Annotated in this window: 26 protein-coding genes and 2 pseudogenes; 10 read left to right on the top strand and 18 right to left on the bottom strand. The window is 71.2% G+C overall.

From position 1 onward, the window contains the following. Nucleotides 1-134: 134 nt before the first annotated feature. Genes GEV28_RS16785 through GEV28_RS16760 form a run of 6 tightly spaced genes read right to left on the bottom strand, consistent with a single transcriptional unit; the run spans nt 135 to nt 5,722 of the window. Complete coding sequence (locus GEV28_RS16785) at nt 135-1,022, bottom strand: glycosyltransferase (protein ID WP_291413011.1); 888 nt, start codon at nt 1,020-1,022, stop codon at nt 135-137. After that, nucleotides 1,019-1,897 (bottom strand): glycosyltransferase, encoded by an 879-nt coding sequence (locus GEV28_RS16780; protein ID WP_291413010.1) that lies wholly within the window; start codon nt 1,895-1,897, stop codon nt 1,019-1,021. The genes GEV28_RS16785 and GEV28_RS16780 overlap by 4 nt, the downstream gene beginning before the upstream one ends. A gap of 5 nt (nt 1,898-1,902) precedes the next feature. After that, on the bottom strand, nt 1,903-2,502 hold the full coding sequence (locus GEV28_RS16775) for an SIS domain-containing protein (RefSeq protein ID WP_291413009.1): 600 nt from the start codon (nt 2,500-2,502) through the stop codon (nt 1,903-1,905). Further along, nucleotides 2,499-3,737: a glycosyltransferase gene (locus tag GEV28_RS16770; protein ID WP_291413008.1), complete on the bottom strand. Its 1,239-nt coding sequence runs from the start codon at nt 3,735-3,737 to the stop codon at nt 2,499-2,501. Before GEV28_RS16770 ends, GEV28_RS16775 begins: the two co-directional genes overlap by 4 nt. A gap of 3 nt (nt 3,738-3,740) precedes the next feature. Beyond that, nucleotides 3,741-4,715, bottom strand: a complete 975-nt coding sequence (locus tag GEV28_RS16765) for a glycosyltransferase (protein ID WP_291413007.1) — start codon at nt 4,713-4,715, stop codon at nt 3,741-3,743. Beyond that, entirely contained in the window at nt 4,712-5,722 is a 1,011-nt protein-coding gene (locus GEV28_RS16760; RefSeq protein ID WP_291413006.1) for a glycosyltransferase family 9 protein, read from the bottom strand. Before GEV28_RS16760 ends, GEV28_RS16765 begins: the two co-directional genes overlap by 4 nt. A gap of 96 nt (nt 5,723-5,818) precedes the next feature. Between GEV28_RS16760 and GEV28_RS16755 the strand changes: the two are divergent. Beyond that, a pseudogene (locus GEV28_RS16755) lies at nt 5,819-5,983 on the top strand (ChaB family protein); the annotation flags it as partial. Here GEV28_RS16755 and GEV28_RS16750 read toward each other — a convergent pair. Genes GEV28_RS16750 through GEV28_RS16735 form a run of 4 tightly spaced genes read right to left on the bottom strand, consistent with a single transcriptional unit; the run spans nt 5,914 to nt 10,701 of the window. After that, a complete protein-coding gene (locus tag GEV28_RS16750) occupies nt 5,914-6,918 on the bottom strand; it encodes a glycosyltransferase family 9 protein (RefSeq protein WP_291413005.1) in 1,005 nt (334 codons plus the stop codon). The pseudogene GEV28_RS16755 and the gene GEV28_RS16750 sit on opposite strands and share 70 nt — an antisense overlap. Next, nucleotides 6,909-7,598, bottom strand: coding sequence for an SDR family oxidoreductase (locus GEV28_RS16745; RefSeq protein ID WP_291413004.1), 690 nt, complete (start codon nt 7,596-7,598; stop codon nt 6,909-6,911). Before GEV28_RS16745 ends, GEV28_RS16750 begins: the two co-directional genes overlap by 10 nt. Next, on the bottom strand, nt 7,595-9,079 hold the full coding sequence (locus GEV28_RS16740; protein ID WP_291413003.1) for an HAD-IIIA family hydrolase: 1,485 nt from the start codon (nt 9,077-9,079) through the stop codon (nt 7,595-7,597). The genes GEV28_RS16745 and GEV28_RS16740 overlap by 4 nt, the downstream gene beginning before the upstream one ends. Further along, nucleotides 9,076-10,701, bottom strand: a complete 1,626-nt coding sequence (locus GEV28_RS16735) for a carbamoyltransferase C-terminal domain-containing protein (protein ID WP_291413002.1) — start codon at nt 10,699-10,701, stop codon at nt 9,076-9,078. Before GEV28_RS16735 ends, GEV28_RS16740 begins: the two co-directional genes overlap by 4 nt. Before the next feature lie 114 nt (nt 10,702-10,815). Between GEV28_RS16735 and GEV28_RS16730 the strand changes: the two genes are divergently transcribed. The 4 genes from GEV28_RS16730 (at nt 10,816) to GEV28_RS16715 (ending at nt 12,906) form a co-directional block, all read left to right on the top strand. Then, the gene (locus GEV28_RS16730; RefSeq protein ID WP_291413001.1) at nt 10,816-11,208 is read left to right on the top strand and encodes a hypothetical protein; all 393 of its coding nucleotides are present in this window, start codon (nt 10,816-10,818) and stop codon (nt 11,206-11,208) included. 105 nt (nt 11,209-11,313) lie between these two features. Further along, a complete protein-coding gene (locus tag GEV28_RS16725; protein ID WP_291413000.1) occupies nt 11,314-11,988 on the top strand; it encodes a DUF6766 family protein in 675 nt (224 codons plus the stop codon). A gap of 53 nt (nt 11,989-12,041) precedes the next feature. Further along, a complete protein-coding gene (locus tag GEV28_RS16720) occupies nt 12,042-12,704 on the top strand; it encodes a HemK2/MTQ2 family protein methyltransferase (RefSeq protein WP_291412999.1) in 663 nt (220 codons plus the stop codon). Then, nucleotides 12,679-12,906 carry a CDGSH iron-sulfur domain-containing protein gene (locus GEV28_RS16715; protein ID WP_291412998.1) on the top strand — a complete coding sequence of 76 codons (228 nt, stop codon included), beginning with the start codon at nt 12,679-12,681 and terminating at the stop codon, nt 12,904-12,906. The genes GEV28_RS16720 and GEV28_RS16715 overlap by 26 nt, the downstream gene beginning before the upstream one ends. On the opposite strand, the pseudogene GEV28_RS16710 reads toward GEV28_RS16715, so the two are convergent. From GEV28_RS16710 to GEV28_RS16690, 5 genes and pseudogenes are all read right to left on the bottom strand, one after another. Then, a pseudogene (locus GEV28_RS16710) lies at nt 12,891-13,930 on the bottom strand (iron-containing redox enzyme family protein). The gene GEV28_RS16715 and the pseudogene GEV28_RS16710 sit on opposite strands and share 16 nt — an antisense overlap. 191 nt (nt 13,931-14,121) lie before the next feature. Continuing rightward, nucleotides 14,122-14,796 carry a DUF3618 domain-containing protein gene (locus tag GEV28_RS16705; protein WP_291412997.1) on the bottom strand — a complete coding sequence of 225 codons (675 nt, stop codon included), beginning with the start codon at nt 14,794-14,796 and terminating at the stop codon, nt 14,122-14,124. Next, nucleotides 14,793-15,248 (bottom strand): phage holin family protein, encoded by a 456-nt coding sequence (locus GEV28_RS16700; protein WP_291412996.1) that lies wholly within the window; start codon nt 15,246-15,248, stop codon nt 14,793-14,795. The genes GEV28_RS16705 and GEV28_RS16700 overlap by 4 nt, the downstream gene beginning before the upstream one ends. Next, complete coding sequence (locus GEV28_RS16695) at nt 15,245-15,979, bottom strand: hypothetical protein (protein WP_291412995.1); 735 nt, start codon at nt 15,977-15,979, stop codon at nt 15,245-15,247. Before GEV28_RS16695 ends, GEV28_RS16700 begins: the two co-directional genes overlap by 4 nt. 224 nt (nt 15,980-16,203) lie before the next feature. Further along, nucleotides 16,204-16,887 (bottom strand): hypothetical protein, encoded by a 684-nt coding sequence (locus GEV28_RS16690; RefSeq protein ID WP_291412994.1) that lies wholly within the window; start codon nt 16,885-16,887, stop codon nt 16,204-16,206. A 282-nt stretch (nt 16,888-17,169) separates the two neighbouring features. Here GEV28_RS16690 and GEV28_RS16685 point away from each other — a divergent pair, with 282 nt between their 5' ends. The 4 genes from GEV28_RS16685 (at nt 17,170) to GEV28_RS16670 (ending at nt 21,298) form a co-directional block, all read left to right on the top strand. Beyond that, entirely contained in the window at nt 17,170-17,826 is a 657-nt protein-coding gene (locus GEV28_RS16685) for a hypothetical protein (protein WP_291412993.1), read from the top strand. Next, on the top strand, nt 17,826-19,163 hold the full coding sequence (locus GEV28_RS16680; protein ID WP_367115113.1) for an AMP-binding protein: 1,338 nt from the start codon (nt 17,826-17,828) through the stop codon (nt 19,161-19,163). Before GEV28_RS16685 ends, GEV28_RS16680 begins: the two co-directional genes overlap by 1 nt. Before the next feature lie 466 nt (nt 19,164-19,629). Continuing rightward, nucleotides 19,630-20,151 (top strand): hypothetical protein, encoded by a 522-nt coding sequence (locus GEV28_RS16675; RefSeq protein ID WP_291412991.1) that lies wholly within the window; start codon nt 19,630-19,632, stop codon nt 20,149-20,151. A gap of 70 nt (nt 20,152-20,221) precedes the next feature. Then, entirely contained in the window at nt 20,222-21,298 is a 1,077-nt protein-coding gene (locus GEV28_RS16670) for an NAD-dependent epimerase/dehydratase family protein (RefSeq protein ID WP_291412990.1), read from the top strand. Between the two features lie 297 nt (nt 21,299-21,595). Here GEV28_RS16670 and GEV28_RS16665 read toward each other — a convergent pair whose 3' ends face one another. After that, entirely contained in the window at nt 21,596-22,159 is a 564-nt protein-coding gene (locus GEV28_RS16665; protein WP_291412989.1) for a hypothetical protein, read from the bottom strand. 187 nt (nt 22,160-22,346) lie between these two features. Here GEV28_RS16665 and GEV28_RS16660 point away from each other — a divergent pair, with 187 nt between their 5' ends. Continuing rightward, the gene (locus GEV28_RS16660; RefSeq protein WP_291412988.1) at nt 22,347-22,610 is read left to right on the top strand and encodes a hypothetical protein; all 264 of its coding nucleotides are present in this window, start codon (nt 22,347-22,349) and stop codon (nt 22,608-22,610) included. A gap of 181 nt (nt 22,611-22,791) precedes the next feature. Here GEV28_RS16660 and GEV28_RS16655 read toward each other — a convergent pair whose 3' ends face one another. Both GEV28_RS16655 and GEV28_RS16650 read right to left on the bottom strand, forming a co-directional pair. Beyond that, nucleotides 22,792-23,934 (bottom strand): glycosyltransferase, encoded by a 1,143-nt coding sequence (locus tag GEV28_RS16655; RefSeq protein ID WP_291412987.1) that lies wholly within the window; start codon nt 23,932-23,934, stop codon nt 22,792-22,794. Continuing rightward, nucleotides 23,931-24,959 carry a glucosyl-3-phosphoglycerate synthase gene (locus GEV28_RS16650; protein ID WP_291412986.1) on the bottom strand — a complete coding sequence of 343 codons (1,029 nt, stop codon included), beginning with the start codon at nt 24,957-24,959 and terminating at the stop codon, nt 23,931-23,933. The genes GEV28_RS16655 and GEV28_RS16650 overlap by 4 nt, the downstream gene beginning before the upstream one ends. Nucleotides 24,960-24,968: the final 9 nt, after the last annotated feature.

The following is a 24,968-nucleotide window of genomic DNA, read 5'->3' as shown; positions in this document are numbered from 1 at the left end:
GCATCCCCCAACCCTCACCACTTCAGGCCCGGCTCCTGGATCTACTCGGCGTCGACCCCACCACCCTAAGATGATCAAGTACCGCACCCGACAACCAACTCGAGTTGATCAACCCCCATGTGCGGAATACCCGGCTAGCCCACGTAGCGGCGGGCGGCGGACCTACGCTGCGACTCCTCCAGCAGGCACAGGCCGTGTTCCACCTCGGCCGGTACCACCTGGCGCTCCCGTAGCACCCAGGGCAGCCCTCGTACCGCCCACCACACCGCTTGCACCGTCGCCAGGTCTCGCGGTGCCGAGCCGAGCACCCGCCGCGTCGCTCGCCACGCACTCGGCACCGGCCGGCGCAGCCAGGACGTCCACAGCGTGTTGCGGATCCCCAGCTGCCGGCGCCGGCGCGAGTCACGTACCCGGGACGGCGCGTGGTGGATCACCACGTCCTCCGCCCAGCAGCACCACCAACCGCGGGCCGCCAGGTCGATGGTGAACAGCTCTTCTTCGCCACCCAGCCACAGACGTGGCGAGAAGCCGCCCACCTCCCGGAACGCGCTCAGCCGGAACATCGACAGACCCGCCATCACGCCGAGCAGCGCGGGCCCCGGCAGCCACGGCGGTCCTGGCACCGGCGAGTCCCGCAGCTCCGGGGTGATCGGGTCCTCCACGAGCGACGGCTCCACCAGGCACCGCCCGGTCACCGACGCCAGGCCCGGGTACCGGTCCAGCAACGCGACCGCCCGCCGGAGCGAACCCGGCTGCCAGCGGGTGTCGTCGTCGCAGCACGCCAGGTACGGCGTGCGGATCCGCTCGGCCGCGAGGTTTCGACCCAGCGCGCCGAGGTTGCGCTCGCTACGGATCAGGGTCACGGCCGGGAACTCCGCGGCGACCGCGTCGGACGTGCCGTCGGTGGATCCGTTGTCCACCACGATGATCGGCATCTGGTCTGGCAGCGAGGTCATGTGCCGCAACGTGACCAGCAGTTCGGCACGGCGGTTGCGCGTGATGACGACGACCGTCGCGCTCATGGGGAGGTGTCCAGCACGCGGATCCACTCCTCCACCTCGTCCGGTAGGCGGCGCCGGCGCGCCAGCGCCGCCGGGAGCCGCAGCAACGTGCCCGCCGCGGCCAGGCCGGCCGGCGGGTAGCGCAACGTTTGGCACAGCAGTCCGAAGCTGGCCCGTAGGGCCACCGGCACCGGGCGGCGCATCCAGGTCACCAGCATGCGGTTGCGCAGCTGTCGCACGTCCCGCTCCAGCCGGTCGCCACGCACGAGCGATGGGTGGTGATGGGCCCGCACACCACTCACGTAGCACAGTTGCCAGCCGGCCGCGGCGAGGTCGTAGGCGAGCAGCGTCTCCTCGCCGGCGAAGTGCAGAACCGAGCTGAACCCGCCCACCTCGATGAAGGCCTCCCGGCGCACGATTGACGAGCACGCGAGGAACCCGAGGACCGATGGGCCGGGCAGGATCGGATCGTGGCCTAGGGGACTGCGGGCCATCTGCGTCGACACCGGATCCTCGTGCTCGTCCGGCCCGACCAGCGTCCGTGCCGCCAGCAGCCCGAGCGAGGGGTGCGAGTCGAACGTCCGCTCCGCCCGGGGTAGCGCGTCCTCGGCCCACCAGGAGTCGTCGTCGCTGAACGCGACATAGGGGGTGTCGGCCTGTGCCACGCCGAGGTTGCGGGCCGTCGCGCCCGCGTTGTGCGGCAGCCGGATCAGATGGATCTCTCCCAGCGACTCGGCGGCCGCGGCGACCGCCGGCGCGGTGGCGTCGTCGGAGTCGTTGTCGAGCACGATGACCGGCGGCCGCGGCCGCAGCGCCGCGAGCTTGCCGAGCGTGCGCAGGAGCTCCGCGCACCGGTTGCGGGTGGCGATCACGACCGTCGTCCGGGCGGCGCTCATGCGGGTCAGGAGGCGGCGGGGTTTCGGCCCGCGTCGGCCAGGGCGGCCTCGAAGGCGCGACACATCATGTGTACGGCGACCAGGTGGGCCTCTTGGACGTTGGCCGGGTCACCCGGCAGGCACACCGCGTCCTCGGCGAGGCTTGCCAGCGAGTTGGGCGCGGGCCCGGTCAACGCCCACACCAACGTGCCTACGTTGATCCCGGCGTACGCGGCGCGCAGGAGATTGCGGCTGCGGCCGCTGGTGGACAGCAGTACCAGCACGTCCAGCGGCCGAGCGTGCGCGGCGACCTGCCGCGCGAACACCTCGTCGTAGCCGTAGTCGTTGCCGATCGCGGTCAGACTGGACGTGTCGGCGTGCAGGGAGATCGCGGAGAACGGCGGGCGGTCGCCGTCGAAGCGGCCGACCAGCTCCGCGGTCAGGTGTTGTGCCTCGGCCGCCGACCCGCCGTTGCCCGCGGCCAGCAGCCGGCCGCCCTCGGACAGCCGGCGGGCGAGCACCGTTCCCCACCGCTGCAGGTGTGACGCCTGCCGGCGCAGGGCCAGCAACGTGTCGCCGAGCGCGTCGAGGTGGTCGTGGGCCTGGTTGGGCAGCGACAGCCTCATCGTTGACCCCCGACTGCTCGGTCGGCCGGCCGCCGCGTGGCGTCGGCGGTGGAGCCGACGGCACGTTCGTAGACGTGGGTGATCTCCGTCGCCACCCGGTCCCATGAGTAGCGCGCGCACGCGCGGTCGCTACCCGCGGCGCCCATTTGCTCTCGGGTCGAGCGGTGCGTCAGCAGGTGGTGCAGCGTCGCGGCGAGCGCGCGGGGCTTGCGTGGCGGCACGAGCGCGCCGGTGACTCGGTCGACGACGGTGTCGGTCAGGCCGCCGACCGCGGCGGCGACCACCGGCACCCCGCAGGCCATCGCCTCGAGGGGCACGATCCCGAACGGCTCGTACCACGGTGTGCACACCACCGCGTCCGCCGAGCGCAGCAGCAACGGCATGTCGCCACGCGACACCCGCCCGGCCAGCTGAACCTGGTCGGCCACCCCGATCGACTCGGCGAACGAGCGCAGGAACCGCGCGTGCTCGTCGTCGCCGAGCTCGCTCTTGTCCGGCCCGCCCGCGATGATCAGCTCGGTGTCCGGTAGCGCCCGCAGCGCCGCGATCACGGTGGCGAAACCCTTGCGCGGCACCAACCTCCCGACCGAGACCAGCCGGTGCGCGAACCCGCCCCGAGGCATCGCCTCGCCCTCCGGGCTGAACTGCTCGAGATCGACGCCACAGGGGACCACGGAGATCCGTGCCCGCGGCACGCCAAGGCGCAACAGCTCGAACACCTCGTCCGAACAGGTCGCGGCGATCCGGTCCGCCTCGCGGCCGAGCATCCGCTCGGTGCCGATCCGCTGCTCGGGGCTCGTGTCCGCAGTGCCCTGGTGGCGCCGCTTCACGACGCCAAGCGCGTGAAAGGTCTGTACGACCGGCACTCCGGCGACCCGGCCGGCGGACACCGCGGCGAGGCCCGACATCCAGAAGTGCGCGTGCGCCACATCCGGCGGATCGGCCTCCCACCGCTCACGCAGGAACCGGGCGAACTCGCCCATGTACCGCGGCAGGGCGTCCTTCGGCACGTGGTGTGCCGGCCCGGCCGGCACGTGTACGACCACGTAGCCGTGCGCGGTCACGATCTCGTCCGGCGGCTCGGGATCGTCGCGTCTGGTGTAGACGGTGACCTGGTGTCCTTGCCGGACCAGGGCCGCGGACAGCTCCGCCACGAGCAGGTTCTGGCCGCCGGCATCGACGCCGCCCAGCGCGGCGAGGGGATTCGCGTGCTCGGACACCATGGCGATTCTCATCGGTTAACCACCTTGACCCTTGGTTGACGCGGTGAGCAAGGCGTCCCAGCTTCTCAAGAACGCGCTCAGGTCATAGTTCTCGAGCGCGAACTCGCGCGCTCGCCTTCCTTTCTCGGCCGCGAACGTGGGGTCGGCGATCAGTGCTCTCGTCGTGTCGACGAGCTCGTCGACATTCGCCGACACCATCCCGGCGTTCGCGGGCACCGCGGCGGGGGCCTCGGTGCAGGCCAGGCTCACCACCGGCATGCCGAGGTACATGGCTTCCAGCAGCGAAAGGCCGAGCGAGGTCCAGCGGGTCGTGTGCACGTACACGCGGCGCCGGGCCAGCTCCCTGTGCAACCGCTCCTGTGCCAGATCGCCCTTGGTCACCAGGCGTTCCGGACCCAGGCCGACCCGCTCGCCGAGCCCGTCCAGGCCCATACCGAAGACGTCCAACGGCGCGGCGGCGGCGAACGCGGGCAGCAGGTCCGTACCCGTGACCCGCCACCGCCGAACCGGTTCGTTGGTCACCACGGCGGCTCGCGCGAGCTCGCCGGTGTAACGGTGCCCCGGGTCCACGATCCCGTGCTCGATCACCGTGGCCGGGGCCCGCCCGCAGTCCCACAGCAGCCGGTTGAAGTGGGTGACGTGGACGAGCGGGATGTCGGTCCGCTCGGCCAGCGGGTGACGGGTGTTCGGCACGTCACCCCTGGGCGTGTTGTGCTCCACGTACACCGCCGGAACCCCGGTACCGAGGCGCCGGCCGAGCCATTCCTCGGCCATCGCCAGCTCCTCGGGACGTTGCAGTACCGCGATGTCCACGTCGGACTGTGCCAGGGTGGCGGCCGGGACGTCCTCGACCGTGTCCGGCCAGTCCCGGCCGCTGCGGCCGCGACCCCATGGGCCGCCCTCGGGCAGGGTGGGTAGGAGGTAGGTGTGTCCTCCGTGGACGAACGACGTCGTCCACGAGCCGTGCACGTGCCAGAGCAGGACCCTCATGCGGCCGCCCTCGCCATCGAGTCGACGGCGGCGACGACCTCGGCCGCAGCGATCGTGTCAAGGCACGGGTGGCCGGGCACCGGGCAGGTGCGGGTCCGGGTGCCCGCGCACGGTGCGTCCTGGTCACCGAGCAGCACGTGCGCCACCCGGTAGGGCGCCCATCGGATCGCCGGCACGACCGGCGCGAACAGCGACACGACCGGCGTCCCGACCGCGGCGGCGAGATGTGCCGCGGCGGTGTTGCCCACGACGACTACCCGCGCCGCGGCGAGCACGCCGGCGAGCTCGGCGAACGTGATCCGCCCGCCGAGGTCGAGTGCGTGCGGTCCCGCGACCTCGGCGGTGAGCTCCGTCTCCGCCGGCCCGCCGGTGACGACCACCCGGTGGCCGTGTTCGGCGAGGGCCGCCACGATCGCTCGGGTTCGGTGGGGCGAGGGCACGCGGGCCGGTGCCGTCGCACCGGGATGGACCACGACGTGGCCGCTGCCGACCAGCTGCGACACGTCCGGCGGCGCGAGGACCTGCAACTCGCCGGTGTCACCTGGTGGCAGGGAGAAACCGGCGGCCACCGCCACGCCCAGTGCCCGTTCCGGCTCGGGCAGGTCGGTGTCGGGAAGACGGTGATCGAGGAGGCTGCCGGGGTAGTCGGGGCAGATCGCGGCGATCTGGGGGACACCGGCCAGGCGCAGGAGCAGGGCCAGCGGCAGCGGCGACTGGTGGAAGGAGGTGAGGATGAGCGCCGTCTCCGGCTTCGCCCGGCGGACCGCGTCGACCACGGTCGCGAGGTCCTCGGCCCTCGTCGCGGGCGGGTCGGCCACGATCCACGGACAGCGCCAGACCAGCAGGTCGTCGACGCCCGGTAGGAGCCGGGCGGCCTGTTCGCCGGACGGTCCGCACAGGAGCGTGACGCGGTGGGTGGCCGCGGCAGCGCGCACGGCGGGGCCGGCCAGGAGGACGTCGCCGTTGCTGTCCAACCTGGCCACGAGAGCCCGGCCATGCTTTTCCATAGGCAACGTTTTGCCGTAGAGAAGCGGCTCAAACACACGGCGAAGGGTTTTGGCTCACGCGGATTTCGGCGGCCGGCCGAGCCGACGTGTGGTCTCCTGCCCGCACGCAAGGAATTGCCCAGCACGGTACGCCGTTCGTCGAAGAAAATGCGGCGAACCTGGGCGGCGGCGCACGATTCCGCGGTGGAGACCTACGGCGAGGGGCGCCGGGCCCACCGGACGGCGTTCGCGGCGCTGAAGCACTCGCACGAGAAGGTGGGCCGGGTGACCCGACCTGCCGGCACCGCGGCCAGCACGTCCGCGACGGACAGCTGGAGCAGACCGGGATCCGCACGTGTGCCGAACGGGTCAGCGGCCTGGCCGGTCCACAGCGGACGATGCTGACGCCGATCCGCCGGCGGACCCCAGCGGGACGGCGGGGTCGGGCCGAACAGCACCACCGACGGGGTGCCGTAAGCGGTGGCGAGGTGGCCCATGCCGGTGTCACCGCACACGACCAGCGTCGCGTCGGCGACGAGGGCGGCGAGCTCGCCGAGCCCGGTGCGGCCGGCGAGCACGTCCCGCGGCGGCAGCCCGGCCTCGATCGCGACGTGGGTGGCCAGCTCGCGCTCGCTGTCGCTGCCGGTGACCACCACATGGTGCCCGTCGGCGGCGAACCTGCGTGCGACCTCGGCGAAGCGTTCCGGCGGCCAGCGGCGCGCGGGGAACGCGGCGCCGGGGTGGATCACCACCGCGCCGGGTGCGGGGCTCGGCGTGGCGGGCCGGTGCAGCGCGAGGTCCGCGGGGTCGGCGGCGATGCCGTGCGCGTGGAGCAGCCGGCACCACCGGTCGACCTCGTGCCCGCCGTCCGGCCAGGGCGGCCCGCCGACGTCCGGGACGTCGCGGTGGCGGTAGGTGACCAGCCGGTGTGGCGTGGTGGCCCGCAGGTCGGCGATGCTCTCCGGGCCGCTGCCGTGCAGGTTCACCGCCTCTTTCGGCGGGTCGCGGTGCCAGTGCAGCGCGCCGAGCCCGGGCGTGGGCAGCAGCTCGTCGACCGCGCCGACGAGGGTGACCAGTTCGGCGAGGCCCGCCGGCGCGGCGAGGACGAGGTGGTCGTCCGGGAACGCCCGCCGCAGCCCGCGCAGGGCGGGTACGGCCACCAGCAGGTCACCGATGCCGAGCGCGCGCAGCACGAGCACCTCGCCCGTCACGGCCACGAGGACTCCGCCGACGGGCACACGACGAGCTCGCGCACCTGGCAGCCGGATGGTTGGCGCAACGCGAACAGCACGGTCTCGGCGACGTCGCGCGGGTCGTTCAGCTTCGCGTCGGCCGGTGGCTTGTACTTCTCGTCGCGGTCGTCGAAGAACGCGGTGTGCATGCCGCCCGGGACGAGCAGGGTGACGCCGACCCGGCCGGCGGTCTCCGCGGCGAGCGCGCGGGTGAAGCCGACGACACCGAACTTCGAGGCGCAGTAGGCGGTCGCGTCGCTCACCGCCTTGATGCCCAGGGTGGAGGCGCAGGTGACGACCGTGCCGTGCGAGCGTTCGAGATAGGGCAGTGCGGCCCGCACGACCGCGGCGGTGCCGAGCAGGTTGACCTTCACCACGCGCTCCCAGTCCTGCGTGGACACGCTGGCGAGCGGGCCGCACGCGTCGGTGCCGCCGGGCGTGAACAGGGCGTCGAGCGTCCCGCCCGCGCGGCCGACGAGCCACGCGACGGCCGCCTCGGTGGCCGCGCTGTCGGCCAGGTCGGCGACGACGTGCGCCACGTCCGCCGGCGGCGGCACCCGGTCGATGACCAGCGGGCGTCCGCCCGCGTCGCGTACCGCGTCCACGGTGGCCGCACCGAGGCCGGACGCTCCACCGGTGATCAGTACGGTGCCCAGGGCTTTCATGTCGTCCCTCCCTCGGGATGGCGGCTCATGGCCAGGTCGACGGCGTCGGTGATGGTGGCGGCGACCGTCGATGACCTGGCTGTCTCGTCGGGCAAGGTGCGGTCGGTCGGCACGAGGATCCCGCGTGCCCCGGCCGCTTCCGCCGCGTCGACGTCCGCGCCGGTGTCGCCGATGACGACGCACCGGCGCGGGTCGACGCCCAGCGCCTCGGCGGCCCGGCGGACGAGGCCGGGCGCGGGCTTGCGGCAGGGGCACCCGTCAGCGTCGCCGTGCACGCAGACCTGCCAGGTGTCGAACGGGCCGAGCAGCGCCTCGACCCGGTCGTTGACCGCGGTGAGCTGTTCGGGGCTGATCAGCCCGCGCGCCACCCCGGACTGGTTGCTCACCACGCCGACCGGGATGCCGGCCGCACGCAGCCGGCGCAGCACCTCGGCGGCACCCGGCACGGGCCGCACCTGTTCGGGATCGTTCAGGTAGGGCACGTCGGCGATGAGCGTGTCGTCCCGGTCGAACAGCACCGCGGCGACGGACCGGTCGGTCCACCGCCGCCGGACCCGCAGCTCTCCGGCCACGCGGTGGCCCACGGCCGCCGGAGGGATCAGCACGCTCGTCACCAGCATCCGGGCGACCTCCGACCGGGTGCGTGGGCCGGGCCGGATCCGTCGCCAGGCGAAGGAGCAGGTGAGCATCGCCCACACCGCCGCGGCCGCGCCGGCCAGCCGGCGGGTGCGGCGCGGACCGGCCAGGACCGCGCCGGCCGCCGCGCTCACCGTGGTGAGCGCGTGCTGGCCGAGGAGGCCCGGGCTGGCCGCGGCGCGGTGCCGCCAGCCCGGGCCGTGCTTGTGCCGCATCAGCGCGTTGTCCGCATTGCCGGCCTGCCGGCGCAGGCTCGCGAGGAAGTCGCCGTGCGCGGCGGGATGTGTCGTGCGCCGGGTGCCGCGGCGCAGCTCGTGGCCGGCCGCCAGCACGCGTAGCGCCAGGTCCGAGTCCTCCCGGAACGCACGCGGGAACCGCTCGTCGAAACCGCCGACCTCGACCAGCGCGGACCTGCGGTAGGCCATGTCCGCGGTGATCCATCGCGATGTCTCCAGGCCCACGGTGCCCCGCTCGTCGTCGGTCGGCCGTGGGCCCACCGGGACGACGATCCGGGCCTGGGAGGCCGCGACGTCCAGTCCCACGTCGAGGTCGGCGGCCAGGTCGGCCGCCCAGGAACCGGAGACGATCACGTCGTCGTCGAGGAACGCGACCCACTCGGTGCGCGCCAGCCGCCAGCCGGCGTTGCGGGCCGCCGCCGGACCCCTGCCGCCGGAACGCACCACGCGCACGAAGCCGGGCAGCGACAGCGGCGGGCCGGTCGGCCGGTCGTCCACGACGATGATCTCCGCGGGACGCGGGCCGGCGCAGCCGGTCACCGCGGACAGCAGCGGGATGAGGTTGTCCCGCCCGGTGGTCGGAATGACGACGGTGTAGTCGAGGGTCATGGCCGGCGCACCACGAACGGACCGAGCACCAGCACGTCGATCGGGCTCGCGCCGAAGCACTCCAGGACGTCGCGCGGGCTGTCGACCATCGGCCGGCCCGCGGTGTTGAGGCTCGTGTTGACCACGACCGGGAGCCCGGTGCGGGCCTCGAACTCGGTCAGCATCCGAGCCAGCAGCGGCTCGTCGGCCCGGTCGACGGTCTGGATCCGCGCCGTACCGTCCACATGGGTCACCGCCGGGACCCGGTCTCGCCAGACCGGCGCCACGTCGTGCACGAACAGCATGTAAGGGCTGGGGATTGGGCCGCGGCCGAACAGCTCACCCGCCCGCTCGGCCAGCACCATCGGCGCGACCGGGCGGAACTGCTCGCGCCCCTTCACGTCGTTGAGCCGCTCCAGGTTCGCCGCCTGGCCAGGATGCGCCAGCAGCGAGCGGTGGCCCAGCGCTCGCGGGCCGTACTCGGCCCGACCGCAGAACCAGGCCACGATCTTGTCGGCGGTCAGTGCCTCGGCCGCCGCGACCGCGACGTCGGCCGGCCGCTCGTAGCGCACCATGGCCCTGTCCAGGGCCTGCCGCAGCTGCGCGTCGGTGAAGCCACGGCCGAGGTCCGCACCCGGCATCGGCGCCGGCCGCTCGCCGAGTTCGGTGGCGACCGTCGCGGCGGCGCCCAACGCGGTGCCGGCGTCGCCGGCCGCGGGCTGCACCCAGATCTCCTCGAACGGTCCCTCCGCGTACAGGCGGGTGTTCGCCACGCAGTTCAGCGCGACCCCGCCGGCCATCGTCAGCCGTGACTGGCCGGTGCGCCGGTAGAGCCACTCGGCCAGCTCCAACAGCAGCTCCTCCAGTCGCCGCTGGAGGCTCGCGGCGAGGTCGGCGTGCTCCTGGAGCAGCTCGCCGGACGCCGAGCGGCGCGGCGCGTGGTCCGTCCACTCGATGCCGTCCGCGTGGAAGCCACCGTCGCCGGTGGCGAAGATCCGCTCGCGCATCGCGGGCAGGAACCGCGGCGTGCCGTAGGAGGCGAGCGCCATCACCTTGTACTCGTCGCTCGACCGGTGGAAGCCCAGGTGCTCAGTGAGGTCCTCGTAGCGCAGCCCGAGCGAGTGCGGAAGGGCCTGGCTCGCCAGCTCCTCGAGCTTGCCGTCGCGATACTCGCCGGCCAGGTAGGACGTCGCCTCGCCGCGTCCGTCCGAGACGAGCACCGCGGAGTCGGGGAACGGACCGCACAGCCCACTCGACGCGGCGTGCGCGACGTGATGGCGGACGAACCGCACGATCCGCGGGTCCAGTCCCGGGAGGGCGGCGCGCAGGAACATCGGCGCCCTGCGCGCGTAGGTGGTGCGCAGCGTCTCCCAGGAAGGATCCAGGCCGTCGAGCGAGTGGTCGACCAGCGCCGGGTCGTAGGAGTAGCCGACCGCGTCGAGGTCGGCCGGATCGAGGTCGGCGGTCTCGAGGCACCAGCGGGCGGACTGCTCCGGCAGCTCCCACGCGGCGAACGAGACGGCGGGCTTGCCGTGCTTGCGCCGGTTGAACCGCTCCTCCTCCGCGGCGGCGACCACCTCGCCGTCCACGATCAGCGCGGCGGCCGGATCATGGAATATCGCGTTGATGCCGAGAATGCGCATCGTGCCCTCCGGATCCTCGGAAACGTCGCGCTATACCGCTACCCGGCGAGGTCGCGCTCAAACCGGCTGTCCTGCCGAATTGACACCGTCTGCCACCGGTCGGAGGATCGCCGGGTGCTGATCTACCGGCTCGGTGTCGTGGCGGTGTTGATCATTCTGTGCGTTGGCTGCGGGACGGGTCAGCGCGAGACCGACTCGGCGGCCGTCGCGACGGACTTTCTCGCCGCCATGGGCGACGGTGACACCCGCGTTGCGTGTGCGCTGCTCGCGACGGACACGCGGGAGAGCCTGGAGTACTCCGGGGGCGGGCCGTGTACGAGCTCGCTCGGCTCGGTCGACATCGCTGGTGGGGCGGTCGAGGGCGTGGAGGTGTGGGGTGACCGTGCGCAGGCACGCGCGTCGACCGGCACGCTGTTCCTGGTCGAGCTGAACGTCGGGTGGCGGGTGGCCGCGGCCGGCTGCACCCGCGCGACGGACGGCACCTACGACTGCCTGCTGGGGGCGTGATGCGGGAAACGCTGCGCCGGACGGTGTTCGTGGTCTATCTCGGGATGGTCCTGGCGGGGCTGGCGTACTTCGTCGTCGTCGGCCTGCTCCGGATGTGAGGCGGGGATGAAGCGGTTTCTGCGAGACAACGGGCTCAGCGTCGCCTTCGGGTTGTCGTTCCTCGGCGCCCTGGTCGGGCAGGCGATCGCCGGGCACGCGGACTTCAACCATCGCCAGGTGCTCGGCGGCGGCCAGCCGGTCCCGTTCTGGAACTTCCTCACCACCTCGGACTTCGCCGTCGACGTCGCGGAGAACTGGCAGTCGGAGTACCTGCAGTTCTTCCTCTACATCCTCGCCACGGTGTGGTTGGTTCAACGCGGCTCGCCGGAGTCCAAGCACCCCGACGAGATCGGGCACGAGTCCGACGAGAAGCAGCGGGTCGGGCGGCACGCCACCGCACGGTCACCGAACTGGGCCCGGGCCGGTGGGTGGCGCACCGCCGTGTTCTCTCGCTCGCTCTGCATCGTGATGGGCGGGCTGTTCCTGCTGTCGTGGCTGGCCCAGTCGATCGCCGGGCTCAGCGCCTTCAATGCCGAACAGCTCAGCCAGCTCACCGACCCGGTGTCCTGGGCGCAGTACGTGGCCAGCGCAGACTTCTGGAACCGGTCGCTGCAGAACTGGCAGTCCGAGTTCCTGGCGATCGGCTCGATGGCCGTGTTCAGTGTCTACCTGCGACAGCGCGGGTCACCGGAGTCCAAGCCGGTCGGCACCCCACACGACACGACCGAGCAGTCCGGATAGTACGCAACGGACCGCGGCGTGTTTCTGTTGCTGTGGACGAGGTATCCAGCGCGATGCTGATCAGACTGCCGGGTGTGTACCGGCCACAAGCGGATACATGGTTGTTGGTTGACGCTCTCCGGCAGGCCGCGATTCCGGACGGCGCCCGGGTGTTGGACGTCGGGTCGGGTACCGGTGCGCTGTCTGTAGCCGCGGCCACTGCCGGTGCTGGTGATGTGTTGGCGGTGGACGTGTCGCGACGGGCCGCACTGGCGACGTGGTGCAACGCCAGGGCGCGGGGGCTGCCTATCCAGGTCCGGTGGGGAGATGCGTTGGAGGTGGCGGCCGAGCGCCTGTTCGACGTGATCGTGGCCAACCCACCGTATGTGCCGTGCGAGCTACCGAGTCCGCCGGGCCGGGGCCGGGCCAGGGCGTGGGACGCCGGGCGCGAGGGGCGGGCCATGGTCGACCGGGTGGCTGCGTTGGCGCCGCTGCTGCTCGCGCCGGGCGGCATGGTGCTGATCGTTCACTCGCAGCTGTGTGGTGTGGATCGGACGCTGCATCAGCTGCGGGGCGGTGGGTTGAAGGCGTCGGTGGTCGCTCGGCACATCGAGCCGTTCGGTCCGGTGCTGCGCGGTCGGGTCGCGTTTTTGGAGGACGGCGGTCTGATCGATGTCGGGCAGCGGCACGAGGAATTGGTGGTGATCCGCGGTGACCGAATCGAACGGGCAGCATGACGTGCGCAGGGCTGTGCAGGTGAGCGGCGGCCCGCTGTTGCTCGAGGGCCCGGTGGACGTGGTACTCGACGACGGCACGCCGGTGCGGTCGGACCGGTTCCTCGTCGCGGTGTGCACGTGCCGGCGCAGCAAGCGCTACCCGTTGTGCGACACCAGTCACCGGCGTCGAGTGCGCACCGGGTCTCCTCAGCGCAGCGGCTGACGAAGCGACGTGACGCCGGCGTCCCACGCGGTCATCAGGTGGGTGGCCAGCCGCTGTTCGAGCAGTTCGGTGGCCCGCACACCGAGCACGACGTCGGCGGCCAGGTCGGGCTCGCGGTCGAGCAGGTCGCCGAGCACGTCGCGGCGCATACCTGCTCGTGCACCGCGTCGGCCTCGATGTGCTCTGTGTAGAACCGCACACAGGCATCGGGCAGGCGTAGCCGCTGCAGCGCCTGGGCCATCCGGTGGGCGCTGGGTGCGGTGGTGATCTCGGCGGAGGTGAAGTGCCCGACCAATGCTCCGCGCAGGCCGCGGTGCAGGCCGAACAACGACATCAGGTTCACCACCGCGATCGCCGGAGCCGGGACCTGGTCGAGGTAGTGCAGGTAGCCGGGGTCGAGGTCGGCGCCGGCCAGCAGGTCGGCGAAGAGCTGTGCGTGCATCCGATCGGCGTGGCCGCCGCCGAACTCGTCGAACTCCACCGCCACCAGTGATGCCTTGGCCTGCCCGGACAGTCGAGGGATCACCCAGGCGTGCGGGTCGGCTTCCTTGAGGTGGTAGATCGAGCGGTGCGCGAAGTACTCCCGCACCTGCTCGAGGGTGCCCGTGTCGCGCAGCCGATGGGTCACGCCGTCGCCGGGTACCGGCTCCACGAGCAGCGGGTCGAGCGCGGCGACGACATCATCGCCACCATCTACATCGGAGCGTAGGGCGGCCAGGAACGTGTGCTCCAAGCCCGAGCGAAGGCTGAGCAGGTCAGGTTGCCACTCCCAGTCCGCGTGCACCGCGCGGAACCCGCGGTAGTGCAGCTCGTAGCAGACGTGCAGGGCGAGGGTGAGGTCCTCACCGTACGGGTCGGCCCGATCGGCCTCCATCAGCGGCATCGGTCCGGGTGGCGGGTCCTGCCGCAGCGTCGCGATCACCGCGGCGGACAGCGGCCCGCGTGGCTCTGGCAGCTTCGGCGCCACGAGTCGCTCGGCCGGCACACGGACATCCCGCTTGCCGTGCCACACAACGGCCTTCATCGCCACCTCCACCCTCGTGGTCCCGTGCGAGCGATTCCCGCCAGCTCGCGGCCTAAACACGCGAGCCGTGCGGGGCAGCTGCCCGAGAACTCTGGTACGCCACGTGATCAACCGATCGCGGGCCGAGGTCGACGTCCCAACGATGCCCGGACCGGCTCCGGTGGGCCGGTCCGGGGGGCGGCCGGATTGCGTCAGGACTCGCGCTGGACGGTCGACTTCGCTTCCTGGGCGCGGTCGGTGACGTCGCTGGCCGCGTCCTTCGCCTCGTCCGCGACCGTGCTCGCGGCATCGGACGCGGTGCCCTTCACGGACTCGACGGCCTGCTGTGCGGGCTCGCGCAGGTTGTCGCGAACCTCTTCGGCCGCGTGGCCCAGGTGCTCGGCCACCGGCTGCCCGTACTCCTGCGCCGCTTCCTTCGCCTGCTCGGCGAGCTGCTGCTCGACCTTGCTGGTGGGCATCAGTGAGGACAGCAGCCAGCCGGCGCCGAACGCGATCAGGCCTGCGGCCAGTGGGTTGCCCTCGGTGCCGCGGCGGATGGCCTGCGGCGCCTCCTCGACGGTCTGCGCCACGCTGGACGCCGTCGACGAGGTGCCCTCGGCGACCGACGACGCCGCGTCGCCGATCTTGTCGCGGGCGGTGACCATCGTGTCGGACATGGTGCCGCCGGCCGTGGCTGCGCCGCTCGACGCGGTGCCCATGACCCGGTCGCGCATCGTGGTCATCGCGCGGCGGGCGCGGTCGACCCTGCGGTGCACGATGCGTCCGGGCGTCACCTTCTCGGTCAGTCTGTCCACATCGGAGCTCAGGTTTCTCTGCGTGCGTTCGATGTCGCGGCGGAGCCGGTCCGGGTCGTTGGGCGTGGTCATGGTCTCTCCTCGTGAGGGGTAATCGCATCCGGCATCTGCTTGAGGGTGTCCACGGTGCGTTCGGGCATGGGGTTGAGCTCGCGCAGGCGCTTGCGACCGATGGCGTAGAGAACGGCTCCGGCGACGGCCCACAGGACCGCGACGATCAATGCGGCGAGGCCTTCGTCCATCACGTTGGCCAGCGCCCACCAGAGCGCGAGGGACAGGAAGAGCAGCACCATGCATCCGGCGAAACCCGCGCCGCCGAGCATGCCCGCGCCCTTGCCCGCCTTGGCCGCCTCCTGCTTGACCTCGGCCTTCGCCAGAGCGAGTTCCTGACGAAGGAGCGTGGACAGGTCGCGGGAGATGTCGCCGAGCAGTTCGCCGACCGACGTGTGTTCGACGTCCGGGTCTCCCGGGGCTGGGCCGCCGGGAACCGTGGACGGCGTCGGCGGCATCACCGGGCCAGTCATCGGGTCACCGGTCCGGGGCGCCGGCCGGGTGCCGCTGTCGGCGCTCCGGGCTGCGTGACCGGCGGTGGTGGGGGCGGCGTTGCGTAGCCGGGCCCGGCCACGGGCTGTCCCGGAACCGCGCCCAGGGCGGGTTCGGCGTACGGGTCCGGTGTCGTCACCGGTGGTGGGGTGGGCATCGACCGGGCGACTGGTTCGCGGCGTTCGCCCGGGCTCGAGTCGTCGCGCGCGGCGGCCACCGCGCCTCTGGTGAGCCGGCCGATGAGCACGCCGGCGACGGCGGCGCCGGCAAGGAACATGCCGGGCTTGCGGCGGGCGAAGCGGCGCACCTCATCGAGCAGCGCGCCGGGCTCGCGCTCGTCGAGCCAGGCCGCGACGCTGCGCGTGCGGTCCGAGGCCTGGCGCACCATCTCAGGCGCGAGGCCCTCGCCATCGGCCTTCTGGGACATGTCACGTAGCTGGTCGGCCAGCGTGTGCATGCTGCTCGCAGCCTTGCGCTGTCCTTCCCGGGCCTGGTCGACGAGCTGGTCCCGACCTTCCTGCATCAGGTCTCTGGCCTGCCGGGCGGTCTCTGCGGCGACGCGCTTCGCCTGCTCGCCGGCGGTGTCGCCGACCTGACCGCCGCTCTGCGCCGCGGTACGGGCGACATCGAACGCCTCGTTCCTCGCGACCTCCGGGGTGGACTGAGGTTCTTCTCCATGCGGCGGGACGTAGCCGCCGGTTGGCTGAGTCATCTGGGCCTCCTGGCTCTGTTGGGAGCTTCGGATACCCGGCGAATGGCGCCATAACCTCGGATCTTGGCCGGTGCCGTCCGGAGGTGGGCGGCGGTGTCCACCGGCGCCGGACAAGCCTGTGGGACCAGCTCGATAACGAGCGTTCCGAGGAGGTCGGCGGGGTAGCGGGAGGTGGAAGCCGTTGGAGCAACGCCGCGGCTTTCTTCACCTCCACCTCGGCCTTGTCACGGTAGCGGAAATGGGCGTCCCGCCCGCTCGAAGTATTCCTGAGCTTCGCTCGTGCGCCCCTTCCGGATGAGCCGAAGGGAGAGCCCGATTATGGCATCGATGTTTCCTGCGTCGGCAGCACGCCGGTACAGCGACTCGACGTCTTGGGCCGTGGCCCTTCGGGCTTGGGCGACCATGGCGTCCGTGTCCCCGTCGTCGGCGGCCCGGCGGTAGAACTCGTCGCGCTCCGCACCACCACCGTGCTTGCCGTACAGCAGGGCCATGCGGGCCTCTGCGCGAAGGTTCTCCGCGCGGGCGGCGCCCTGGTAGAGAAGTTTCGCCTCGCTGTCTCGACCTTGATCACTCAGCAGGTTGGCGAGCCGCACCGTGGCGTTGGTATCGCCGGCCGCGGACAGCCCGCGAAACGCCGCTTCGGCCCGCTCGAGGTCCTCGTGCAGCGCCATGGTGTGCGCGAAGTCGTACCGGCCGATCGGACTGTTCCTGGCGGCCTGGTAGTAGGCGTTGGCGGCGATATCGAACAGGCCAGCGTCCTGGACGGCCAGGCCAACGGCCAGCGACTGCGAATCGGTGGCGAGCAGGAGAACGGTGTCCCAGGCCGCGCTCGAGACGGTCGCCCCGCGCAGCGGGCCGTCGCCCGCCAGCGCGCGGTCCACCATATAGTCCGATGCCCGGTAGATCACACCCCGTTGCCGTGGTGGCGACAGTGCAGGCACGAACTGGCCCCCAGCACCCGCTCCGACGCCCAGGACAGTCCTCTCCGCGCCGTGACAGTCCGCGATGTCGCCGTGAATGCGGTGATGGCCGGATGCCGGCCGAACTACTTCCCGATCGTGTTGGCCGCCATGGACTCGATCGTTCTCGAGGGTCCGCAATGGATTGTGAGCACAGCGTCGTTCGCGCCGCTGGTAGTTCTCAACGGACCGATCCGTACGAGGCTCGGTGTCAACACCCGGATGAGCGTGATGGGCCCTGGGACACGCGCCAACGCCACGATCGGTCGGGCCATCCACCTCTGCCTCATTAACCTCTGGCAAGCGAAGATCGGCCTGTACGACAGGGCGACCATGGGCTCGGCGTACCGGTACGGATGGGTCATCGGTGAAGACGAGGAGAACAGCCCCTGGCAGCCGTTCCATGTCGAAGCGGGCTACAACGCCGACGACAGCGCCGCATTCGTCGCCTGCTCCTGGCATCCGTTCGAGATCAACCACCTCGAGGCACGTGACCCGGAGGCCGTGCTGGGTCCGATCGTCGAGTTCTTCTCACTGTCCACCCAGTACAACGCGCCGTTCAACCGGGAGGACGAAAGCCTGTTCCAGCGCATCGGCCGGCGTGCGGCGGTGCTGCTCGGTGAGGACCACCGCAACCACATCGCCAACGCCGGGTGGAGCAAGAACGACGTCAGCGAGTACATCGCCAAGCACAGCGGACGACGTGTCGGCGACGTCCGTGCCCAGGCCTTCACCGGCGACCGCCTGTTCCCGCGGTCTGCCAGTGACGACGACTGGGTGCCGGTCTTCGACAAGCCGGAGGACGTCCTCGTACTGGCCGCGGGCGGCCCGGGAGGCCACTCCAGCGTCGCGAAGATCACCTGGTCGCACCACCAGCAACTGGCCTGATGCGTCAGGCTCACCAGACACCCGCATCGGAGGTAGGAATGGGTGCACCACGCCGCCCGACGTATCGTGAGGCCCGGGACACGTTGCTGGCCCTGCGCGGCCAGAGGGATCGCGCTGTCGCCGACTTCGAGTGGCCCGACGTCGGAGCGCGGTTCAACTGGGCACACGACTGGTTCGACCGCATCGCTCAGGACAGCCACACGCCCGCTCTCGTCATCGCGGACGAGTCGGGTAGCCATGTCGCGTACACGTTCGACGAGATGGCGAAGCGCTCGAACCAGCTCGCCAGGTGGCTCGGCGGCGTCGGCGTGAAGAGTGGCGACCCGGTCATCGTCATGCTCGGGAACCAGGTCGAGCTGTGGGAGACGATGCTCGCGATCATGAAGATCGGCGCGATCGTGGTGCCAACGACCACGGCGCTCGGACCGGAAGACCTGGCGGACCGCATCAGCCGCGCCGACGTTCGCGTTGTCGTCTGCAACGCCGACGACTGTTGGAAGTTCGACGACATCGACGCAAACCTCATTCGACTCCGCGTCGGAACCGGCGACGGTCCGCCCGAAGGTTGGTCCGACATCCGCGAGGCACGCCGCGAAGCGTCGGACCCGGTCGAGCATCCCCGACGGGCCACAACGGACCCGCTGCTCTTCTACTTCACCTCGGGAACGACGAGCAAACCGAAGCTCGTAGAGCACACCAACGCGTCCTATCCCGTCGGCCATCTGACGACCATGTACTGGCTCGGTCTCAGACCGGGGGATGTGCACCTCAACATCTCGGCATCCGGTTGGGCCAAGCACGCCTGGTCCTGCTTCTTCGCCCCGTGGATCGCCGAGGCGACCATCTTCGTCTACAACTACACCCGTTTCGACGCACGTTCGATGCTCGACCTTCTGCGCTCGGCTGAGGTCACGTCCTTCTGCGCCCCGCCCACCGTGTGGCGCATGCTGATCAAGGCGGACCTCTCGAGCGGCCCCGGGACGCTGCGCGAGCTCGCCGCGGCGGGAGAACCCCTCAACCCTGAGGTGATCGAGCAGATCCGGGCCGCGTGGGGCTTGACGATCAGGGACGGATTCGGGCAAACCGAGACGACCGCGCTGATCGGCAACACACCCGGTTCGGAGGTCCGGCCGGGGTCGGTCGGACATCCACTCCCCGGCGCGCCGGTCGTCCTCGTCGATCCGACATCGGATACCGCGCGTAGTCGCCTCGATCGCCGTCGCCGCGCCGAGCGCCCGCTGCCGCGGTCACGGATCAAAGAGCTGGTCGACGCCTTGCGCGAGACCACGGCCGACATCGACAGCGTCTCTCACGATCAACAGACCCGAATTCCGTAGTCCGGAATCTACAAACTGGAGCGCCCGACATGCCCGTTCACGACCGAGCCGCCGCGAGAGGACGCCCGGCACGCGCACTGGGGTCGAGCCGGTACTGGTCGGTGAAGTCGTCTACCGGCAGTCCACCCGCAGCGACCGCAGGCTGCGGCACTCCGGGTGGCGAGGACTTCGAAAGGACCGGGAACCCGGCGAGATCAACGCGCCGGAACCGACCCTCGGCCGCCCCACGCGCGGCGCACGCCAGGACGAGGTCCGCGCGGCAGCCGTCAATCGGTTCCCTGTGACACGGGTCGGATTAGCAGCGGCTGAGGGTCGGCTTCCTCGCCCGTGACTCAGTGGCCGCGACCGGAATCGACAGTCGGTGTTGGCTGCCCGCCATGCGCCGCGCTATTCGTGCCCCGTCGGGATTAGGCCTCGAAGTGGCGGGTACGCCACTGGCATGGCTGCTGCTCTCAACGACAACACCTTGCTCGGCATCTACCTGAATGACCATCTGGCGGGCGCCGTCGGCGGCGGTGAGCTGGCCAGGAGGTTGGCTGGTGCGGAGCGCGAGTGGGCCGGTGGAGAGGTGCTCCAGCGGCTGGCGAGCGAGGTCGCCGAGGACCGCGCGGCGTTGCTGGACATGATGACCGCATTGGACGTGCCGGTCCGCCACTACAAGACCTGGGCGGCATGGGCCGTGGAGAAGGTCAGCCGGCTCAAGCTCAACGGTCGGCTGGTCGTCCGGTCTCCGCTGAGCCGCGTCGTCGAACTGGAGGCGATGCGGCTCGGGGTGGAGGGCAAGTCCGCCGGCTGGCGGACGCTGCGGGTGCGCGCCGAAACGGATTCGCGACTCGATTCGACTCGGCTCGATGAGCTGATCGGCCGCGCCCGCCGGCAGATCGACCAGTTGGAGCGATTGCGTGTCCGTGCGGCGGCCGAAGCGTTCGGTGGCGAGGTCGAACCCGTGGAGATCGTGCACGGCACCGAAGGGGACCAGAACCCATGAGCGAGCTTACGAGCGAGTCAATGTCACAGGGTGACCGCGAGCGGCATCACCGAGCCTGCGAGGGGATGTCATGAGCGAGGAACGGCAGCCACAGAGTCTTCGGGTGGTGGTCACCGGCGCCAGCGGCAACGTGGGCACCAGCGTGGTGCAGGCGCTCAGCGAGGATCCCTCGGTCACCTCGATCCTGGGACTTGCCCGTCGGGAACCGCGGTGGTCGTGTCCGAAACTGGACTGGGCCCGCGTTGACCTGGCCGAGGACGACGACCTCGACCGGTTCGTGGCCGGCGCCGACGTGGTGATCCACCTCGCCTGGCTGTTTCAACCGGCCCGAGACCCGGTCACCACCTGGCGGGCCAACGTGTTGGGCAGCATCCGCACCTTCGAGGCTGTCGCCAGACGGGGTGTGCCGGCCCTGATCCACGCCTCGTCGGTCGGCGCTTACTCACCTGGGCCCAAGGACAGCCGGGTCGTCGAGAGCTGGCCGACCCATGGCTGGCCGGCCGCCGCCTACACTCGGGAGAAGGCCTACCTGGAGCGCTATCTCGACAGCTTCGTCCCGCAGAACCCGGGCATCCGGGTGGTGCGGATGCGGCCGGCGTTCCTGTTCAAACGAGAGTCGGCTTCCGAACAACGACGCCTGTTCGCCGGTCCCTTGTTCGCCGGCGGCCTCGCGCGGCCAGGACTCATCCCGATCGTGCCCGACGTTTCCGGGCTCCGCGTGCAGGCGCTGCACACCGCCGACGCCGCCGAGGCCTACCGCTTGGCGGCGCTGGGTGAGGTCCACGGGGCGTTCAACCTCGCCGCCGAACCAGTACTCGACGCGCCGGTGCTCGCTGAAATCCTCGGCGCGCGGACCGTACCGACGCCGCGGTGGGCACTTCGTGCTCCGCTGGCGGCCGCCTGGCATCTGCACGCGGTACCCGCAACGCCGGACCTGTTCGACGCGGTGCTGCGGCTACCGCTCATGGACACCGGCAGGGCGCGACGAGAGCTGGGCTGGACGCCACGCCACAGGTCCACCGACGTGATTGCCGAGTTCCTGGACGGACTGCGAGAGGGGGCCGGCATGCCGACACCACCGTTGACCCCGCGAGTCAAGGGTGGGCGCCTGCACGAGTTGCGCACCGGCGTCGGTCACCGCCCCTGACGACCGCGTGGCCGTGTGAGCTGCCGCCGAACCGGGTGTTCGAAGGGACGTCGTTGGGAGAAGCCATGGCCAAGCATCGACTGAATAAGCGCGACGACCAGACGTGGGGCGGCCCGGAGCATGTCTCCGGCTCGCGCGAGCCAACCAGACACATCGACCACGACGCGACCACACACCACTGCACCCGGTTGACACCGACACCGCCAACCAAACGGACGCGGTGCCAGCGCACCGCAAGGCCGGCGGCGACCGCCCATCGTGAGCCCGGTGATCTTGACAACGTGCTGCTCGTCGTTATCACTTGCCACGTGCTTGGTGCAGCCGGCGGATCTGTGCTTCCACATCGCTGGGTAGTCGCCGGCGCCATTGCCGGTCGTTCGGGCCCGCCTCGGGACAGACCCGGGCGGTGACCGCCGATGTCGGCGCAGCCCAGGCGGAGCCAACGCACAGGATCAGCACCGGCTCCCGGTAAGAAGCGCAAACACAGCCGTGCCACGACCGCCGGATGGAGCGTCGTCGCCGGGGTTGCCCCGTTTTGCCCACCAGTTGTGCGCTGAACGGGCAGACGCACCGGGGACGCGTGAATCCACCCGGTCGGTGCGTGAACGCGGCTGTGGCCCATGACAAGTTCGGCCAGCAGCAGCCCCTGCCTACGGCGATGCGTGCCGGCGGCTCCACCACCCGCTGACGCAGGCGCGGCACCAACTTGCTCGCCGCGCCCACCCGTTCGACCAGGCGTTCCAGGTCCGGCGCCCGATCGAGCCAGACGACCGCGACGATGGTGGCGCGCGTCGCCGGATCGGACTCCTGGTACCACGAGAAGGCGTCGCTCGTTCGCATGAACTCGTCGTCGTGGGCCATGGCACGCTCCTCACCCTTCCCCTCCAACCAATACAGGGACACGCACGGCCACAAGGGCCCAACGACGGTCGACGCGTGGGCATTGCCCGCGCGTCTGACCTGGGTCGGAAGTCCCGTCGGGCGCGCCCGTTTGGACTCCCCAACCGGAGCAGAGCAATGACCCGCTTGACCTCGGGATCCAGGTCCATTGCGCATCGCTGCCACACCGTTCGTCGCCGATATCACCGCATATCCCGGCATCCGCACCGCGCACGCCGACCTCACCGGCACCCAGCACGCTCCGACACTCGCCGTGGTCGTCACCACCGAACACGATGCGGACCTCGCCGATATCCGCCACCGCCTCAACACCCACGGCCTTCCTCGCCTCCGCAACGCACTCGACCTCACCTCCCTGCCAGTGACCCTCGAGTTCCGCTTCACCACCAAAACCGGCGCCCGCACCGTCTGAGGACACCCGCGCGCACCGGAAGCGGTAACAAGAGCCTGGATGGTGAACTGATCATCGACCACGCCCGCGCGCATCGAGATCTCGACCCTCAGCGCGTTTGCCGGCCATCAACCCGTGAGCTCGGGAATGCGGTTACGCGTGCTGATCGACCAGCCCGCGCACGAGCGCGAGGCGTGGTCGGTCAGCACGTGCTCGTGCGGATGTGCTCGTACAGCTGGAGATACCGCCGCGCCATGACACGTGGCGTGAACCTCCGCGCGGCCTCGCGAGCGCACACGGCCGGGTCTATCCCTTTGCCGGCGAGGAGTTGCTCGACGAGCTGGTCCTCGTCGCCGGGGTCGGCGAGCAGTCCGGTGTGGTCGTGGTCGACGAGTTCGGGCAGGCACCCGCGGCGGTAGCCGATCACCGGGCAGGCCAGGGCGAGTGACTCGATCACCGCCGTGCCGCCTGGCTCGTCCCATTCGATGGGGAACAGCGCCGCCCGTGCGGTGCCGACCAGCCGAGTCCGCTCCGTGTCGCAGAGGGTGCCCGGCCAGCTCACCCGGGTGGCGTCGACGTGCGGTGCGATCTCCTCGAGGAAGTACCGCACGTCCGGGTTCGCGGCCGCGTTCCCGTTGCCGCGCAACGCCTCGTCCAGCTCGGCCTGGTCGCGGCAGGGCCCGACCGGGCCGGCGAGCACCAGCGGCAACGCGGCCTTGGCGGCGACCCGGATCGCGACGTGCTGGCCCTTGCACGGGGTGATCCGGCCGAGCACCACCACGTGGTCCTCCTTGCGCGGCACTGGCTTGCGATCCGCGCCGTCGGCGAGCGGGGTGGCCAGGTGCACGTGGCCGACGCTGCGTGCGCGCAGGGCGGGCGGCGCCGTCGCGAGCTGCGCCCGGGAGACCCCGTTGACGCGCAGGTGTGGTCCGCCGTCGAGAGCGGAGTAGAACTCGGCGTGCCGCCGCGGATCCCAGTGCAGCGTGTGCAGCGTGGGGGCGTCTGTGCAGGCGAGGATGCTCGGCCCGACCACCTCGAGGTGGTCGTGCACGAGGTCGATGTCGTCGCGTCGCCGCAGTTCTGCGAGCACGCGCTGCTGGTGTGCGTGGGCGAGCCCGGAGACGCGGTTGTACGGCTCGAGTAGGTGCTCGAACTGGCCGTGCCGGAAGTGCGTGATCCGTTCGTCGACCGGGAGCGTGCTGTCGGCGACCGTGGCCATGACCACGCGCACGCCCAACTCGCGGAGCGCGGTTGTCAGTGTCGCGACGACATTCTCGATCCCGCCATAGCCGTTCGGCGGCACCGGCAGCCATGGCCCCGCGTTCATGAGCACGGTGAGACTCATGGCTGTGCCTGCTCGACGGTCGTCAGCGGCGGTCGTTCCGCCGGCGACATGCGGGTCAGGACGAGCCTGCGGCCCAGCCCGGCCACCTGACCGCCGCCGGGGCCGGCGTCTGAGCCGGTGGCGGGTTCGTCGTCGGTGAGGAACTGGGCGAGTGTGGTCGACGGTGGCGTCGCGCCGATGACTCGGCCCGTGTTCTCCAGCCGGTTGAGCACGGTGAGCAGGATCTGCGCCGACATGTGCCCGAGGCGGTGGTTGGGCTGGTGCCGGTGCAGACGGACGCCGAGGTCGACCTGGCCGAGCGCGTCGAGCCCGTAGGCGTGGAGCAGGTCGATCAGGTGCCCGACCTCCACGCCGTAGTCCACGACGAACGGCACCCCCGCGAGCACGTCACGCCGCCCCGCGTACTCACCGGCCAGCGGTTGGACGAAACCGGCGAGGTCCGGCCAGTAGAAGTCGAGCAGCGGGCGCGCCACCAGCTCGGTCACCCGACCGCCGCCGTCGCGGTCCACGCCGCCGCCGTCCACCAGCGGGCGTTGGTAGAAGCCCTTGACGTAGCTCACGCCGGGTTGGGTGAGCAGCGGACCGAGCAGCCCGGTGACGAAGCGTGCGCTGAAGTCGCGCAGGTCTCCGTCGATGAACGCGACGATGTCACCGGTGCTGGCCGCGAGCCCCTTCCACAGGGCGTCGCCCTTGCCGTTCATCGGCTCCAGCGCGGGGAGCACGTCGTCCTGCGCGACCACCGTCGCGCCAGCTGCGGCGGCGGTGGCGGCGGTGGTGTCAGTGGAGCGGGAGTCCACCACGATGAGCTCGTCGACCAGTGGCACCGTCCGCATCAGGCATTCACACACCGTGGTGACGATGGCGCCGATGGTGCGTTCCTCGTTCCGCGCGGGGATCACCACGCTGATCCGCTGACCGTCCTTCCGCGTCGCGAGCGCCTCCGCTCGCCACTGGTCGGAGCGCCAGGTGCGGCGGGGTAACCAGTCCGCGACTGCGTCGGACAGCCCGGCCGTTGTCTCGTTCACGGCGAAGGG

The sequence above is a fragment of the Actinophytocola sp. genome (assembly GCF_009379765.1).
Taxonomy (GTDB): Bacteria; Actinomycetota; Actinomycetes; order Mycobacteriales; family Pseudonocardiaceae; genus Actinophytocola.
This window is presented reverse-complemented; position numbering and strand designations above follow the sequence as displayed.

Bases quoted from the DNA above. Each gene is read 5' to 3' on its own strand.
- GEV28_RS16785 (WP_291413011.1), bottom strand. From the start codon at position 1,022: ATGAGCGCGACGGTCGTCGTCATCACGCGCAACCGCCGTGCCGAACTG.
- GEV28_RS16780 (WP_291413010.1), bottom strand. From the start codon at position 1,897: ATGAGCGCCGCCCGGACGACGGTCGTGATCGCCACCCGCAACCGGTGC.
- GEV28_RS16775 (WP_291413009.1), bottom strand. From the start codon at position 2,502: ATGAGGCTGTCGCTGCCCAACCAGGCCCACGACCACCTCGACGCGCTC.
- GEV28_RS16770 (WP_291413008.1), bottom strand. From the start codon at position 3,737: ATGAGAATCGCCATGGTGTCCGAGCACGCGAATCCCCTCGCCGCGCTG.
- GEV28_RS16765 (WP_291413007.1), bottom strand. From the start codon at position 4,715: ATGAGGGTCCTGCTCTGGCACGTGCACGGCTCGTGGACGACGTCGTTC.
- GEV28_RS16760 (WP_291413006.1), bottom strand. From the start codon at position 5,722: ATGGAAAAGCATGGCCGGGCTCTCGTGGCCAGGTTGGACAGCAACGGC.
- GEV28_RS16745 (WP_291413004.1), bottom strand. From the start codon at position 7,598: ATGAAAGCCCTGGGCACCGTACTGATCACCGGTGGAGCGTCCGGCCTC.
- GEV28_RS16740 (WP_291413003.1), bottom strand. From the start codon at position 9,079: ATGACCCTCGACTACACCGTCGTCATTCCGACCACCGGGCGGGACAAC.
- GEV28_RS16735 (WP_291413002.1), bottom strand. From the start codon at position 10,701: ATGCGCATTCTCGGCATCAACGCGATATTCCATGATCCGGCCGCCGCG.
- GEV28_RS16725 (WP_291413000.1), top strand. From the start codon at position 11,314: ATGAAGCGGTTTCTGCGAGACAACGGGCTCAGCGTCGCCTTCGGGTTG.
- GEV28_RS16720 (WP_291412999.1), top strand. From the start codon at position 12,042: ATGCTGATCAGACTGCCGGGTGTGTACCGGCCACAAGCGGATACATGG.
- GEV28_RS16705 (WP_291412997.1), bottom strand. From the start codon at position 14,796: ATGACCACGCCCAACGACCCGGACCGGCTCCGCCGCGACATCGAACGC.
- GEV28_RS16700 (WP_291412996.1), bottom strand. From the start codon at position 15,248: ATGACTGGCCCGGTGATGCCGCCGACGCCGTCCACGGTTCCCGGCGGC.
- GEV28_RS16695 (WP_291412995.1), bottom strand. From the start codon at position 15,979: ATGACTCAGCCAACCGGCGGCTACGTCCCGCCGCATGGAGAAGAACCT.
- GEV28_RS16685 (WP_291412993.1), top strand. From the start codon at position 17,170: ATGGGCCCTGGGACACGCGCCAACGCCACGATCGGTCGGGCCATCCAC.
- GEV28_RS16680 (WP_367115113.1), top strand. From the start codon at position 17,826: ATGCGTCAGGCTCACCAGACACCCGCATCGGAGGTAGGAATGGGTGCA.
- GEV28_RS16670 (WP_291412990.1), top strand. From the start codon at position 20,222: ATGAGCGAGGAACGGCAGCCACAGAGTCTTCGGGTGGTGGTCACCGGC.
- GEV28_RS16665 (WP_291412989.1), bottom strand. From the start codon at position 22,159: ATGGCCCACGACGACGAGTTCATGCGAACGAGCGACGCCTTCTCGTGG.
- GEV28_RS16655 (WP_291412987.1), bottom strand. From the start codon at position 23,934: ATGAGTCTCACCGTGCTCATGAACGCGGGGCCATGGCTGCCGGTGCCG.